Source organism: Planctobacterium sp. AWH2_060 (assembly GCF_056158425.1).
The window spans coordinates 1,887,058-1,901,977 of the sequence record NZ_JBSWTG010000001.1 but is presented as its reverse complement, the minus strand read 5'-3'; the positions used below and the strand labels follow the sequence as shown (position 1 = coordinate 1,901,977).

General features: G+C 43.9%; 11 protein-coding genes. 3 read left to right on the top strand and 8 right to left on the bottom strand.

What is annotated here, in order from left to right; all coding sequences use genetic code 11:
- Positions 1–68 precede the first annotated feature (68 nt).
- Positions 69–1,676: a methyl-accepting chemotaxis protein gene (locus ACXAD8_RS08090; RefSeq protein WP_475227061.1), complete on the top strand. Its 1,608-nt coding sequence runs from the start codon at positions 69–71 to the stop codon at positions 1,674–1,676.
- On the opposite strand, the gene ACXAD8_RS08085 is transcribed toward ACXAD8_RS08090, so the two are convergent.
- The 4 genes from ACXAD8_RS08085 to ACXAD8_RS08070 form a co-directional block, all read right to left on the bottom strand.
- Positions 1,677–2,042 carry a hypothetical protein gene (locus tag ACXAD8_RS08085; RefSeq protein WP_475227059.1) on the bottom strand — a complete coding sequence of 122 codons (366 nt, stop codon included), beginning with the start codon at positions 2,040–2,042 and terminating at the stop codon, positions 1,677–1,679.
- A gap of 152 nt (positions 2,043–2,194) precedes the next feature.
- Positions 2,195–7,480 carry an FG-GAP repeat domain-containing protein gene (locus tag ACXAD8_RS08080; protein ID WP_475227057.1) on the bottom strand — a complete coding sequence of 1,762 codons (5,286 nt, stop codon included), beginning with the start codon at positions 7,478–7,480 and terminating at the stop codon, positions 2,195–2,197.
- A 319-nt stretch (positions 7,481–7,799) separates the two neighbouring features.
- Positions 7,800–8,624, bottom strand: coding sequence for a 23S rRNA (adenine(2030)-N(6))-methyltransferase RlmJ (locus ACXAD8_RS08075; RefSeq protein WP_475227055.1), 825 nt, complete (start codon positions 8,622–8,624; stop codon positions 7,800–7,802).
- Positions 8,618–9,703, bottom strand: a complete 1,086-nt coding sequence (locus ACXAD8_RS08070) for a PLP-dependent cysteine synthase family protein (RefSeq protein ID WP_475227052.1) — start codon at positions 9,701–9,703, stop codon at positions 8,618–8,620. Before ACXAD8_RS08070 ends, ACXAD8_RS08075 begins: the two co-directional genes overlap by 7 nt.
- Positions 9,704–9,965: 262 nt before the next feature.
- On the opposite strand from ACXAD8_RS08070, the gene ACXAD8_RS08065 reads away from it, so the two are divergent.
- Positions 9,966–10,754 (top strand): DUF4097 family beta strand repeat-containing protein, encoded by a 789-nt coding sequence (locus tag ACXAD8_RS08065; protein ID WP_475227050.1) that lies wholly within the window; start codon positions 9,966–9,968, stop codon positions 10,752–10,754.
- A 232-nt stretch (positions 10,755–10,986) separates the two neighbouring features.
- On the opposite strand, the gene ACXAD8_RS08060 is transcribed toward ACXAD8_RS08065, so the two are convergent.
- From ACXAD8_RS08060 to ACXAD8_RS08050, 3 genes are all read right to left on the bottom strand, one after another.
- Positions 10,987–11,271 (bottom strand): hypothetical protein, encoded by a 285-nt coding sequence (locus ACXAD8_RS08060; RefSeq protein WP_475227048.1) that lies wholly within the window; start codon positions 11,269–11,271, stop codon positions 10,987–10,989.
- 123 nt (positions 11,272–11,394) lie between these two features.
- Positions 11,395–12,108, bottom strand: coding sequence for a hypothetical protein (locus ACXAD8_RS08055; RefSeq protein ID WP_475227045.1), 714 nt, complete (start codon positions 12,106–12,108; stop codon positions 11,395–11,397).
- On the bottom strand, positions 12,108–12,380 hold the full coding sequence (locus ACXAD8_RS08050; RefSeq protein WP_229529074.1) for a helix-turn-helix transcriptional regulator: 273 nt from the start codon (positions 12,378–12,380) through the stop codon (positions 12,108–12,110). The genes ACXAD8_RS08055 and ACXAD8_RS08050 overlap by 1 nt, the downstream gene beginning before the upstream one ends.
- Before the next feature lie 617 nt (positions 12,381–12,997).
- Between ACXAD8_RS08050 and ACXAD8_RS08045 the strand changes: the two genes are divergently transcribed.
- A complete protein-coding gene (locus ACXAD8_RS08045) occupies positions 12,998–13,738 on the top strand; it encodes a substrate-binding periplasmic protein (protein WP_475227043.1) in 741 nt (246 codons plus the stop codon).
- 5 nt (positions 13,739–13,743) lie between these two features.
- Here ACXAD8_RS08045 and ACXAD8_RS08040 read toward each other — a convergent pair whose 3' ends face one another.
- Complete coding sequence (locus tag ACXAD8_RS08040; RefSeq protein WP_475227040.1) at positions 13,744–14,901, bottom strand: GNAT family N-acetyltransferase; 1,158 nt, start codon at positions 14,899–14,901, stop codon at positions 13,744–13,746.
- Between the last annotated feature and the right edge of the window lie 19 nt (positions 14,902–14,920).

The following is a 14,920-nucleotide window of genomic DNA, read 5'->3' as shown; positions in this document are numbered from 1 at the left end:
ATTCAAGGTTATTGCATAGCGCAGCTTTGCATTGGAATAAATTAAAAAAGGGCTACCTGGAAGTAAATATGAATCTTTTTAATTCCATCAGTAAGAAAGTGATGTTGGGGTACGTGGGAATTGTACTGGTGTTACTCATCTCATCATTTTTTATGTACCGGGAATCTTCAATTATTTATGCGCAGAAAGAAACCTTTGTTCAGGAAACCTTGCCCACACTGCGGGCCGTTGAACAAGCTTCAGCTAATTTGAGTAGTGTTCAGGTAGCGTCATTTGGCTTGTATGGACTGACTATCGAGCTAAACGCCTTTCAGCGGGAAATCAATCAACTCAAGAAACAGCTGGATGCTAACCTGCAAGATATCGCCAGGGCAGGGCTGGCCAGCAACAGCAAGCTAGACAGCGAAAAGCAAAAGGTCTGGCAAAATGTCACGCGACTGCAAACCATAATGAGTGCCTCCAATACCGATTGGGATGGTGCCAGAACCGCGCTTGCTGATATTCAAAAGAATATGCAAGGCTTGCAGGGATTGCTTACCGACGTAAAAACCCAGGCATCCAACAACGCCACGGAAGCGTCTGACAACATCAGCTCTGAAATTTCAATCATGCGCACCTTAATCATAGTGTCAGTGCTGTTAACTTTAGCCATTACCCTGGGCTCTTTCTTAATGGCGCAGCAAAAAATTGCCAGACCTATTAAGTCCTTGTCTACCCAGTTAGATCGCATCGTTGCTGAACATGATTTATCCACTGATGTATCTATGACCTGTGACGATGAAGTGGCCGATGCGGCCAACAGCGTCAATGAGTTGTTAACCGCGTTTCGACTGGGCAATAAAGAAATTCAAACATCGGCAACCGTGTTGGTGGAGTCGGTAGGCCAGTTAAATCATTCTGCTGAGGTCTCAGAAGATCAGGTTCGACTTTTTTCCAGACATATCCGAGAGTTACTGGATAAGATTAGCGCGCTAGAGGCCTCCATTGAAGACTCAGCAAGCCGCTCATCTGACGCCTCCAAAACCGCCTTAAAGGGGGCGGAGCAGGTGCACGAGGGAGCAAACAGCGTGAGTAACACTTCAGACAGTATCAGCGCACTGGCCCGCGATATTGAGAAGTCTGCAGAGATGTTGCTAAGTCTGAAAAACGCCGGTGATCAGGTTAGTTCTGTGGTAAAAACCATTGCCGAAATTGCCGAACAAACCAACTTACTGGCCCTTAATGCTGCCATTGAAGCCGCCAGAGCAGGTGAGTCAGGACGCGGTTTTGCCGTGGTAGCGGATGAAGTGCGTACGCTGGCTTCCAGAACCCATGATTCCACTCACGAAATCAATACTATCTTAGATAAAATCGTTTCCTCTATTACCTCCACTGTGACCTCTATGGACTCCAACAAGGAAAAAGCCACAGAAGCGGTAGAACTGGCTGAGGCAACAGTAACCTCTCTGGACGACATTCAGAAAACCGTGTTACGACTGAGTGACGAAAACAGTGCTCTGGCGTCCTTGGGACAAGACATAAAAGGCGATGCCGGAGATATGCGCCATAGTATTGATGTTATTCAGGAAGCCAGCGAGCGGGTTACCGAGAGCAGCAAGGAAACCAAAGTGGCGGCGACCTCACTGGGAGATATTTCAGCATCGCTGGATGAATTGGCCCGACAGTTTAAGGTTTAGCTAAAGCACTAATAAAATACTGACAGCCCCAAATACTATCCAGGATAAGTGCTTCCCGGCAGAGCCAAAAAATGAGATGGCAAAATGGATGGCGAAGGTGACTGCAATGATATTAACTAAGAGCTGCACATCAGGTTGGCCCTGAGCCAGAGCTATTATGATGGCGGCAAACCCCAACCAGGCCACAGAGGTGACATGCCAGGCGAAGCGCAGCGTTCGTTTGGTAAAATTATCACTGCCAAACAGTTTTGGCAGGTTATCTCGCTTAAAAAGACGTGTAAGGATAAAACGCTCACCAAGATAAGAGTGAGCGACTGCTACAGCAACCAACAGAAAAGCTGCCAGGTAATATAGCCATTGCATCATATGCCCGTATCCTCTGTTGCTAGCGAAGTATCAGGCAATTGATATAAATCTGCCTATCATGCTTTCTGGTTCTCGTTATGAGAAACAGGTTATTCTTTTTATGTCTATTCCCAAAAAGCAGTAGGCCAGGTTTCTCTCCTGACCAATAGTGGTTAATTCTCCGCAAAAAAGCTGAAATCCCCACGTTCCATTTGCAAACGTAACATAATTGGGGCCGCCAGAGGAATATAATCATCTCTCTTGGCGAAAGTGTAACTACGTAATTGATTGTTGCTGGATTGTAGGATATGCCACTTGTGATCTTCTAATCTGCGCACCGCAATATCGGCTTTGCCATCACCATCATAATCTGCAATAACCGGAAGATCGTTGGCTCTACGACCAAATTCTATGGATTGAATTACACCATCACTGGAGCGGCGTATTTTCCATTCATGTTGGCCGGGGCGTCGTATTGCAATATCGGTAATACCATCACCATCATAGTCAGCTGGCACGGGGATATCCCCTGGTCGGTGCTCAAATACAATGCGCTGAATTTCTCCATCACTGGAGTTGAGGATATACCAATGACTATTGCTCCCGCGTTGCACCGCAATGTCAGTTTTACCATCGCCGTCATAGTCACCGGGAACCGGAATATCACTTTCTTGTAAACCAAATCGAATGCGCTCTATCTGTGAGTCACTGGAGCGAATAATGTACCACATACTGGTTGTTGGTCTTCTGACCGCGAGGTCGGTTTTACCGTCTCCGTCATAATCTCCCAAAACAGGAATATCATCTGAGTGCTTGCCCAGAAGCGCTTCCTCCGCCTCCCATGATGAGTAGGTTTCATACTTTTGCCAAATATAGGTAGAGGGCTGTCTCAAGACCATATCTGTAGCTCCATCGCCATTGAAGTCGCCATAACCGTGCATAACACCTGACTCATAGTCACCATTGCGAATGGTATTGCTGTTGGAAATGGTATCTTTGATCATCCAGCCTTTGTTGTTGGGCAGCTTAACCACTAAGTCAGCTCTGCCGTCACAGTTAAAATCGGGTTTTGTGGCACTTAGACCTGAGAATCGGCAACTTTCACCTGAAGGTACAAATAAACTATCAATAGTCCCTGTAGCTTCGCTGCTAATCTGAATGTCTAATTCGGCGACACTTTCATAACCATGGGCTATATGAATAAAGAACAAACTGGTGTCGCTGCTCAGCATGACCTGGTATTGTTCCTGACTGGTAAAATCAATATTTCGACCATTTAATGTAACCTCTACTGCATGGTGAGCTTCCTCATCAGTTGAATGATAAGAAAACAGCACATATCCGGTGTTCATGTGGAGATTAAGGTCAAGTGAGAATGCTGGGCCATTGGCCTCATTGGATGGCTTTAATGCGCCATAGATACCGTGAGTTGCACCTGTCGAAGCAAACTCAAATGTTTGATTCATTAATGACGCATCTTCGTTTTCAAAAGATTCAAAATAACCCAGAGAGTTGGGAACACTGTTTATGTCAGAAGGTTCAGAACCGGCGAATGCCTCATAGAGATCTGAAAATCCATCCTGGTCGCTGTCTTCGGTCAATGTATTGAATTCATCAGGGTTCAAGCCTAGTGCTAGTTCCAGCAAATCTGACAGCCCATCACTGTCGGTGTCTGTCAATAATGCTAGATTTGTCGAGTCTTGATCAAACTGATTTGGGACACCATCGTTGTCGATATCCGGATCACTGTTGTCACCAATACCATCACCGTCAGTATCGTTCCATTCGGTAGGATCTTCAGGGAATGCGTCATCTTCATTTAACACACCATCCCCATCAATATCTGGATTAACCGGAATAAAGTAGGGGGAACTGCCTTCAGTTATAAAGCAGTTGATGGGATTGCACGCCTGTAAGTATACCTTGACTGAGATGCCCTCAGGAATTTCGACCAACTCTGAATGATGCGAATTTTCTCCCGGAGTCCAAATATCAGTAGTTTGTAAGGTTGCTACGGTTTCAAAGGTTTGACCATAATCCGGGCTTATAAGTATATTGAAATGACTCGCGTTGACTTTGTTTTGATCCGAAACATAAAATTTAAAAAATACTTTTTGTTGCTCTTCATCAAACCTGGAATAAGGATTGAACCAACGGGTAATTTCGTTGAAGCTCATGTTGTGAAGTAGTATTTTTTGCAGCCCTGGACAATTATTATCCAGACAAAGTCTCATTAAATAATCATCTTGGTTATTCTCGGGAAGCGACTTTTTGACAGTCTCAACCGCTGCGATAAGGTCGTCGGTATTTTCGATTCTTGCCGCATCGATAAACGATCTGTTGCTATTCCAAAATACAACCCTATTGGTAACTGAAAGGTCAAAGGTATTGTAGATAGCGAATTCAGGATGAAACTGGACTGGTTCGATCAGGGTTCTGTTTAATAACAGCCCATCAGATGTATCTGTACTGACTGTATTTAATTTTAGGCTTGTTAACCCAGAATCCTCACTGATATCAGTTTTGGTATTAGCGTATTGCCAGAAACTCAGGTCTAGTGCTCTGGTTGTATTGGTTAGTAATGTATCGTTTAAATAGAAGGATAATTTACCATCTGCAGCTACAACTAGCTTTAAGTGATTCCATAGATTAGACTCGTCCACCTGAATAATTAACGGTTCATTCAGGTAAACGGATTTAAGGAGCATTGCGTAATTTGAACCTGAGCCTGATTTATTTCGTGGACCGTAATAACAGTTACTTGGGCCAAAAGCGTTTAGTTCAAATAACGTCATACGTTCGGTTCGCCCGTTCGCTACGGGAATCTCTAAATATTGGTTTACCAATGGGTGACATCCCTGCTGGTAAAAAAATTCCATTTCCAGTTCAAATCCTTGTTGCAGGTGGCTCTGCTTTGTTGAGGTAAACTCTCCTAGATAAACTGGGCTTTTTCCACCACGAGTAAAATACTCCAGATATTCCAATTCGACGCTATTGTTGCCCTGTAGGAAATAGTTTTCTGCAGCAAATTCGAAACCTGTGGCAAACGCATTCTGGGTTGGAATGGTAATTGGCATATTGTCAGACACCGAACCACACACATTTTCTATGCATCGCCTGGTAGCGACATAAATAGTCTCGCCCGGCTCACCTGAAACGGAAAACTTGTTGTTTTGTGCACTTTGAATGTAATAGAAGGGCGTATCAGTTTCTTCCGTTATTGGCGAGCTAGCAAAGGCATATCTGGGATCGCCAAATTCCCGATCTTCCAGTAACCGCATAGCAACAGATGCTGTTTCAGGTTGTAATTCAACGACTTCAAAACGGGGGGCGGGTAAATCAGGGCTATAAAGGTAAAAACTGCTCATCAATACTATTGTTCCACATCCAATAGCATTGCAGTTCTGCATGTAAAAATTATAGTGCTTGTTCACCGGAAGACCAGTGTAGGTATAGTCAAGAGCGCCTGCACTGACATCAATTTCGGCAATTTCTTGTAATTCGCCTTGCGAATTTGATTCAAATACCTTTATTTCATCGACTTTATTTGCCAAGTCGCCGGTGTACAAACTTAGAAAGAAACGAGCATCGGCAGTTCCATCATTATTGAAACTAAAGCTGGGAGATACCTGTTCACGACTTGTTGGTGGTATAAATGGGTATTCACTTGGAATTTCAAAGGTGGTTGTTTCACTTATTTCGCCACAATTGCCCCATCTGATACATTGCCGAGTGGCCAGTCTATACGAGTTTCCAGGGGTTAATTCAGTGTAGGGAATGAGAAAGTGATTTTTGCCACTGTTATCTTCTTTGCGTCCGTTGATATAAAGCTCGTAATTGCTAAAAGTTTCATAGTCTGCACCACTAACACTTACCTTCAGCCCCTCTTCGGTAAGCTCAACGTGAGGAGCGGTCGTGCTATAAACTGGCTCTATTTCACGGTTGTCACTTTGTGCAACAAAATTGTAGATGTGGGAATCTGCACAAGATTGAGTATACGACGAGCATGCCTGAATATAATACTGTGCAACTTCACCATCGGCAAAAGTTGCGCTAAATCGTTCATTGAATGGCCGGGTTTCGCTGAAAATGCTCAACTCCCTTTCAAATGTTGCAATATTTTGAAAATCTTCGTCAGCACTGCGTTTTTGAAATAGATGAAACTGGTCAAATCCCGGTACAAAGTTACCTGATATCTGCATTTGACCGCTAGTGAATGTCTCGACAGAAAACAGTTCATTGTAAGCAAGCTCTGCTGTCAAGGGATCAAACAAGGTGACTTCCACCTGTTCAGCGCTGGAGAATTGCCGGAGATCGGGTCTGTATGAGGCGTATGGAACTTCACCAAAATAGCTTCGTATCCGCCACTGTGAACTAAATGGTGTGTAAAAATAATCCAGACTATAGGAGGTTTGAGTGTTACCAGGAATCGTTGCGCGTATTTGCCAATTTACACCATCTAACTCCTCAATCACAACGCCGTCATAATTGCCGGTATTTTGCCATTCAAAAGTAATGGACATGAAATGGCTGGCATAACTAAATTCGCCGGGGGCGACAGGTACAATGTAAGGGTTTTCAACTTCCAGGGAGGGGCCAATTAAATGTCCCTTTAATTCACTGATTGCTTCACATTCTTCTGTTGTGCAGCCAAGTAGCTGATAATCATAATGGTGATTGGACTGCGCTGCACTGTCGCTATAAATACCCTCAAAATTAGCGGTTTGCAGTACAGTACTGTATTCGTCACTGCCATAGGTACTTCGGCGTGATAACTGATATTCGTCATAATGAATACTGCTTTGATAGGTAACTTCCCTTCCTTTAGCATTTACAAGGCTGCCAGCAAATTGCTTGGTAAGCGGCATTAGCTCTGACAGCACACGTAAACATATTTGCGTATTACAAAACTCCAATAAGAATTGGTGAATCAGACCGGATTCAACCTGAAAATCATACTCATCGGTTTGGATATCCTCAGCTAAAAGAGAAAGTTCAGAAGTATCAGGCATAACCTGATATAGATTGAATTGGTAGCCGGGAAAGTTATTCCAGCTTAACAGGTAGCCACTTAAATCATTTTTAGCTCGTGCAGTAAATGATGTTGCTAACGGAGTGACTTGCGAAAATGGCTGGCTGAAATTGCTACAATTATTCCCTATATTTTGAGCTTCTGAATCTATATATTCGAACGCCGTGCTACGGTTATTGGTTTCAGAACAATACCTTGCAATCAGAGTAACAGCTTTCGCTGATTCTGGAAGCGAGAAGCGAATGTTGCTACCTCCAGGGCGGATTTCATACAAATTCCTTACGTCGTCCTTTACGGAAATCACATGAAACTCAGTCGAGCGTTGGTTATCTACCGAATCAAATGTCACCGTCATTTCAGTCGAGGTTGCAACTTCGGCATCTGAGCTTAAAGTAAAACTGGGCGTAGTGATTTCTGTCGAAGACATTGCTTTCACTTGAGTGGCAATGGTGACGTCAGAGCTGAGCGAATTATTAGTCGGCTTCTCCTGGTCCTCAGCAAGAACAACTCCGAACTGGAATAGTGATAACAACAGTAACAATGATACTGGGGTATTATTAAATTTTGAGCCAACAGATAAAGGGGTTGTAAACACCGAACTTTCCTTGTGTGATTAGTTCCACGATTGAGGTTTTTTAGGATACAGTTGTATAACGCCAAAGAGTAGAAATTTATTCCCGGCTGGGTAACTTTATTTGATATACCCAAAGGGTTGGAATTAAAAAGTCTAAGTGCGAGGTTACAATTTATTCTTCTACAAGGGTATTAATGGCAAACTCGCCATCAGTTCCCGCTAACACCTGAGTTAGTTGCGGCAAAACTGATTGGGCCTTATCGGACAGCGTCCAGGGAGGATTAATCAGAATCATGCCAGAGCCTGTCATGCCTTTCTCCTGCGTATCCGGCGCAATACACAATTCCAGTTGCAAGACATTGCGCAAAGCGGACTTTTGAATTTTACGCAGCATCAGGTTTACGTAAAGTCTGTCGACAACCGGATACCAGATCAGAATGCCGGTTTGCGGCATTTTGTTTACTGCTTGTTGCGCTGTTTCTATGACCTTCTCGTAGTCTTCCTTTAACTCGTAAGAGGGATCTATCAGAACCAGTGCTCGTTTGCTGGCAACCGGAAGTAACCCGTTGAGACCTTTGAAGCCATCTTCCATGCGCACAAACGTTTGTCGTTTGCGGGCGCAATGTTGCTCTAATTCCGCAAAACTCTGTGGGTGAAGTTCAAATAACCAGCTTTTATCACCGCGACGTAATAGTGTATTAACCAATCCCGGAGAGCCGGGGTACTGGCTCTGAGCCACAAAATCTTGCAGCACTGCCACAAAATCCTGAATTTCAGCAAAGGGTTGAGCCAATAACTTGCTGACACCGGTTTCAAACTCTTTTAAGCGCTGCGTTTTGGCATCATTGAGCCGGTAAATACCGGCACCACTGTGGGTATCTATGTAATCAAACGGCTTATCTTTTTTCTGCAGATAGCTGAGACACTCAAACAGTACCCAATGTTTGAGGATATCAGCGTGATTCCCTACGTGATAATGATGCTGGTAACTTAACATTCTGCAAGGCTCCATTCGCCGTTTTTGTGAAAGCGTTGCAATTGCTGCTCGTATTGTTCGCTGTCGCCAGACAGGCCTTTATGTGCCAACCATTGCGCATTGTAATAAGTGTTTTTGTAGCGATTGCCTGAGTCGCAAATCATGCTGACCACGCTGCCGGTTTCACCTCGTTGCTGCATTCTGGCAATCAGCGCAAAGGCGGCATAGAGATTGGTTCCGGTAGAAGCGCCAACCTCTCGGTTCAATACCTTATTGACATGACGCATAGTAGCAATCGATGCGGTGTCTGGTACTTTGCTCATTTCATCCACTACGGTTCGAATAAAAGACGGCTCCACTCGGGCGCGACCGATACCTTCTATGTTGGTGGCAAGGCATGAAGTGATATTGGCATCACCGCTATTAAAATAATCGTAAAATACCGAATTACTGGGATCTGCAACCAGCATTTTAGTGTCGTATCCCTGAAAGCGAATATAGCGCCCGATGGTAGCGGACGTACCGCCGGTACCAGCACTCACCACCACCCAACTGGGGATGGGGTTAGGCTCCCGTTGCATCTGGCTAAAGATACTTTCGGCAATATTGTTATTGCCTCGCCAGTCAGTGGCTCGTTCGGCATAGGTAAACTGATCCATATAATGGCCATTATTTTGCTGGGCCAGTGCAGCTGCTGCCGAATAAATTTCAGCCGGAGGCACAAAATGACAGCGGCCACCGTAAAATTCGATTTGTGCTACTTTTTCCTCAGAAGTGCCTTGTGGCACTACCGCAATAAACGGCAAGCCCAGAATTTGAGCAAAGTAGGCCTCTGAAACTGCGGTACTGCCGGAAGAGGATTCCACAATGGTGGTGCCTTCCTGAATATTGCCATTACACAACCCGTATAGAAATAATGAACGAGCTAGTCGATGTTTCAGACTGCCAGTGGGGTGGGTACTCTCATCTTTTAGATAAAGTTGTATGCCCTTAACCGCAGGCAGAGGGTATTTGATCAGGTGGGTGTCAGCAGAGCGCTGATAATCTGATTCAATTTTATTGATGGCTTGCTTTACCCAATCCGACACAAGTATCTCCATTTCGCTATTTTTATCATTGTAGGATGACGCCGGAGTTTAGCACAGCCTGAGCAGCGGCAAATCGTTGTCAGACGCATTTTTTTACTTTGACTGTAAACCTGGCTTGTCTGGTTCAATAACAATCATTTAACAGGTCACCTGGCAATTATTTAAAAAATATCTCACCCTGATTTAAACCTTTTTACATTGGACAACGACAAATCCTGTTAACAAATGCCTGAAGATGGCCAGATAACACAAGTTGAACAAGGGGAAATACAACATGATGCAACATATTATCAATGCAAAACGCAGTTTAGTGGCACTGGCCGGGGTTGTGGTTTTGTCAGGTTTGGCACATGCCGCAGACATAGAGCAAAGTTATGAGGTGAGCAAAGGTGGCACGCTGGAGCTGAAAACCGACGTCGGTTCACTGGACATTCAAACTCACAATAAAGATGTGGTGGAAATAGAAGTGGATATTCAGGGCGATGACGCCGAGGACTTTAAAGTGTTTCATCAATCCGCCGGTGGTGACGTGACCATTGAGGGCACATTTGATCGCGGTGACAATTACTGGGGCCGAAATATGCGAGTGAAATTCAGCATCACAGTGCCTAAAGACTACAACCTGAATATTCGCACCGCGGGTGGCGCTATCGAGATTGACGATTTAAATGGCAATATTGATGCTCACACATCCGGTGGGAGTATCCAAATCGCTGATGTTAACGGTGAAGTTGAGTTACACACCAGTGGTGGCTCTATCACTACTGGCTCTGTGAATGGCGATTTAAACGCACATACCTCTGGCGGCAGCATTAATGCCACCTTTGCTAAACAGTTAACAGACGATGTAAAGCTGGACACCAGCGGTGGCTCTATCACTGTGCGCATGATCGAAGACATGAAAGTAGACCTGGATGCCAAAACCAGTGGTGGCAGAGTCAGAACCGACTTTAATGTTAATGGCCGCATCTCCAAGAAATCAATTCGTGGCGAAATTAACGGCGGTGGTCCTCGACTAAAACTTCACACCTCAGGTGGCAGCATTAGTATTAAAGAATACTAATTTTCTAGTTTAACTTTATTCCTCAAGCCCACTTCAAGGTGGGCTTTTTTGTGTCTGTTCAGGTACTTAAACGGGTTAAGAGAGTATTGTTATTCTAATTTTTGCTCTGCAAGAGGGGAGTTCCTTTCCCAAGCAAATCTCTCATTCAGACTCCTTTTGAGTCAATGATTAAAAGGGAATAAGTGCCAGACACTAGCTGGCCTTATTCGGCTGGCTTAGTGATTAACTTTTCTTAGAACGAAAAATATTTGCTAAGCAATGCCATCAGTGTTGGGTAACCAGAGTCTTTTGCGATTACGCGGCCACTTGGATCAGGAATTTTTCCGCCATTGTCTTCTTCTGTTGGATCAGGAATTTTTCCGCCATTGTCTTCTTCTGTTGGATCTGGAATTTTTCCACCATTACTTGCAACATAAACAGCGGAGCGGCCTGGATCTGGGATCTTACCGCCATTGGCGAAAGCATTATTGGCAGTTAGTGAAAACAAAATAGTTAATGCGATAGTGAGTTTTTTCATGATAAATCCTCTTGAACGATAAAGTTAATCAAATGTGGCGCGTAGTACATATCTGCATATGTGGGAGGCGCTCCACAAAAGTGATTATGAAGATTTATTTAGGATTGAGCAATTTTGAATCAGTTAAGCACTGAGTTCTACTTCTCGAAGGTGGTGTATACTCTGTACAATTATCATGTAAATCATGAAGATCGAAAGAGCATGACTTAGATAAGAAAAGCTATTGTACATTACCAATAACTCGTTAAATGAAGTTAAATGCCTTATCCAATACTCGAGGATGTTTAAAGAGTTAATGGCAATGAAACCAATATTGGCGAGAAGCAATTGTGAATCTAGAGCAAGCGCACGAGGCTCTAGTTTAGGATTTATTTCAATCAATAGAAAGGTTCTCATGCGCAAGAGTTTTCTGATGACAATATTGATTGTCAAAAAGTAAAATAACCAAAGAACCGCAGGGGCCTCGTAATCTGTTATTTGCCAGAAGACTTCTATCGCCATTCCTACTAAGAAAAAAGTCACAGCATAAACCCTTAAAAAACCTGAACTTGCAGCAATAACGACGCAAAAGAATATAATGTATGCTGGTATCTTGAACCAAATTGTATATTCCATAAAACGCCACATTAGCTCTTCTAGTGCTCGTTCAGCGATGAAAATACAACAAATAGAGAGTAGATCGACATTTCGTCGGAATGCAATTGCAACCGCAATAAAGGCCACAAGTATTATCGGGTCGAAGATTAAAGCTTGGCCAAAATAGGTAGCGATGCCAACAACCAGGGCTGAGAATACCAGCCCTGAGAGGGTTTTTTCCGCAAAGGCTAATGCAAGCATTAAAGCCTAAAGGATTTTAGAACAAAGTCTTTGAATGCCTGATAAGTGTTTGGAGTTGCACGTGGACGGCAGATCTCCCACCATTTTTCCTGCAAATCAGATTCTATAGTCTCTATCGTGTTCTGATGACAGTTCTCGATAGCTACCACAGTTTCTCTGGATATAAAAAGTCGCTCCGCCATCTCCTGTTGGGTGAGCCCCGCGTCCTTGCGCATTTGACGCAGCAATTTAGATTTTGCCAGATGTTTTGGATTGTTACTTTTTACTCGCATGATGTTTTTACTATTGTTAAGACATTTATGAGTTATTAATTTACCGATTGGCGAACTTTAACACATGATTGTCGGTTAGTGAATCTCCTCCCACAGAATAGTGCAATTTATAACCCGCTCGCACAATCATACTTTGGTCTAGAAACTTATCCGGTTTGTTTAAAATATAAACGAAAGATGGTTTTGATCAACAAAATTGTTAATTTTGCCCCACGAAAGTGAGTGGTAGTTCACATTATTTTGTTGTTTTGTTGCTTTACGGAAACAAACCAGAAATACAAAAGTTGAAACCCGGTTCTGTGTAGATAAGTAGTCATTATAAAGTAGTGTGGAATCGAATTTGTCAGAGCAAAAATTCGTGGAATAATCTGGTGTTTTGGCGCGTCTATACCCGACTTGCAGTGGCGTCGGAATAAATTCCGGCCGACAGGTGGTTGAATCTGGAATCGGTGTCGGAATAAATTCCGACCTACAGGTGGTTGAATTTGATTTGTAGGTTCGAATTCATTCGGACAGCTGTGGTTAAATCCTGAATAGGTGTCGGAATAAATTCCGACCTACAGGTGGTTGAATTTAGAAATGGTGTCGGACTCAGTTCCGACCAACAAGGAGCAACATTGAATTTTAGAATACCGGTAGTGGCAATAATCTGTTTTTTGCTGGGCGCTACAAAGATTGGCGCACAACCCATCATTGCTTACACCGAAGTACTTTATCCGTTTCAGTATCACAATGAAAAGCAAGAGCTGACGGGCTATTCAGTGGAGTTGTTGCGTCGTCTGTTTAAACTAACCGGCCATGAATACGAAATCAGAGTCCTGCCCTGGGCAAGAGCCTTTAAAAACAGTCTCAATCAAAAAGATGCCATGATTTTTTCGATTGCCCGCACCGAAAAACGCGAGGCGATGTTTAAATGGGTGGGTAAAGTAGGGGAAGAGAAAGCCTGGTTTTGGGGACTGAAATCTCGCTTTAGTCAACCTGTTCCCGACATCTCAGAGTTACTGCATTACAACGTCGCTGTGACTATCGGCACTAACGCCGCAGAGTATCTGGACGGCCTCAACTTTACTGACATTACCCGTTCAGTGGATGCTGACAACAGCCTGAAAATGCTGTTTATGGAGCGCACACATCTGATTATTGAGTCCCGTAATGCCATCCTGGAAAGAACCAAACGACTTGGTTTGGACGTTCAGGCGCTGCAGGCTGTAACCGAGTTTCCTTCTTTAAACAGCGAGCTGTATTTTGCTTTTAACGTGGAGACCGACGACGCTTTGGTAAAACAATTTAAGTCGGCGTTACAGCAATTAAGAGAGTCCGGCGAGCTGGCCAAACTACAACAGCATTGGGCGATTTAAAGCGGCTAATCTGGCGTATTTTTAAAGGGCAATAAACTTGCGGCTTCTTGCTGATACAAGGCGATATGCTGTTGCTCTTTGTTTACAAAGTCCTGTACCGCACGATTAAACTGCGGGTTCGCCAGCCAGTGTGTGGAGTGGCATTTAGTCGGCTCAAAGCCCCGTTGAATCTTGTGCTCTCCCTGAGTCCCCGGGTTAAATATTGGCAACTGTTGCGCAATGGCGAACTCAATACCCTGATAGTAGCAACACTCAAAATGCAGGCCATCAATCTCTTCTAAAGCACCCCAGTAACGCCCGTACAGGCCATTTTGGTCATAAAAATACAGGGCTGAAGCCACGGGTGTGCCTTGTTTTTCTGCTTGAACTATGAGTATTTTATCTGACAGGTTCTCAAACAACAGCTCAAAAAAAACTTGATTCAGATAACCGCCATGGCCACTGCGTTTGAGATAGGTTTGCTGGTAGCACTGATAGAAGAAATCCAGATGTTCTGCTCGCAAGCTGTCCTGATGAAATCGTCGTACTACAATGTCGTTTTCCTGAATTTTGCGTCTTTCTTTATTAACGTTCTTGCGTTTACGGGAAGCAAAATGGCTCAAAAAGTCGTTAAAATCGCGGTAACCGCGATTGAACCACTGAAACTGGACACTGTGTCGAGTGCTCCATTTTGATTGTTCTTTCGGGGAGGCTGCATTCTCTGGTAAATAATCGGGAAACAAAATATGTACCGAGGATAATCCCAGTTTTTGCGACTCTTGCTGTAATGCCGTCATGATTTGGGTTGTGAGGTCAGCTCGATTGATTTCTGTTGAGCACAGCAATCTTGGACCTGTTACCGGCGTAAAAGGTATGGCACTGACCAGTTTGGGGTAGTAATTAAGTTGGTAACGTTGGTAAGCCTCTGCCCATGACCAGTCAAAAACATATTCGCCATAGCTGTGAGTTTTGATGTAAAGGGGCATGCAGGCAACGGGTATCTTGTTGTCGGTGATCCATAAATGGTAAGGTTGCCAACCAGTTTTGGCTGATACTGAGCCAGACTCTTCGAGCGCCTGCAGAAACGCATGACGCAGGAAAGGGTAGTGGTTTTGGCTGAGGTTATCCCACTGCTCATTATTTATTTGTGCTATTTCAGTGCAAAATTGCAATTGTAACGACATTAACAGGCCATCTAGTCTC